The 862-nt window shown below is 63.9% G+C and carries 1 protein-coding gene; it reads left to right on the top strand.

Annotation, left to right across the window (positions count from 1 at the left end; translation table 11 throughout):
- On the top strand, positions 1-862 hold an 862-nt coding region (locus tag D7Y13_RS41830; protein ID WP_147452662.1), incomplete at both ends, for a class-II fumarase/aspartase family protein.

Genomic DNA, 862 nt, shown 5'->3' with positions numbered 1-862 from the left:
GCGCAAAAGCATCGCGACACCGCGATGGCCGGCCGCACCCACCTGCAACAGGCTTTGCCGGTGACCTTTGGTTACAAGGCCGCGATCTGGCTGGCGATGTTCGACCGCCATGCCGAACGGCTCGAGCAACTCAAGCCGCGCGTGCTGGTCGGCGAATTTGCCGGCGCGGCCGGGACATTGGCCTCGCTCGGCGACAAGGGTTTCGCTGTGCAGGAGGCGCTGTGCAAGGAATTGAGCCTCGGCACGCCGGTTTCGACCTGGCACGTTGCGCGTGATGGCTTGGCCGAGGTCATCAATTTTCTCGCGCTGGTCACGGGCACGCTCGGCAAGATCGCACTCGACATCATGATCATGGCGTCGACCGAATTCGCCGAAGTCTATGAGCCCTTCGTCAAGGGCCGCGGTGCGTCGTCGACGATGCCGCAGAAGCGCAATCCGATTTCATCCGAACTGATGCTGGCGGCTTCTAAGGCGGTGCGCCAGCACGCCGGCCTGATGCTCGACGCCATGATACAGGACTTCGAGCGCGCCACCGGACCGTGGCATGCCGAGTGGATCGCGATCCCGGAGAGTTTCGTGCTTACCGCGGGCGCGTTGCATCAGGCGAAATTCGCGCTCGGAGGCTTGATCGTCGACGACAAGCGCATGGCGCAAAATCTGGCAATGTCGAAGGGCCTAATCGTCGCCGAAGCGGTGATGATGCAGATGGCGCCGTTCACCGGACGCCAGCAGGCCCACGACATCGTTTATGCCGCCTGCCGCGTCGTCAATGAACAGGGCGGCACGCTGTCGCAGGTGCTGGCCGCCGACCCCGCCGTGACCGAACACTTCGACCGCGCCGCGATTGATCGCATGACCGACC

Origin of the sequence: Corallococcus praedator, assembly GCF_003612125.1 — a bacterium.
GTDB lineage: Bacteria > Myxococcota > Myxococcia > Myxococcales > Myxococcaceae > Corallococcus > Corallococcus praedator.
The sequence above is the reverse complement of the archived record's forward strand: the minus strand, read 5'-3'. Positions and strand labels throughout refer to the sequence as shown.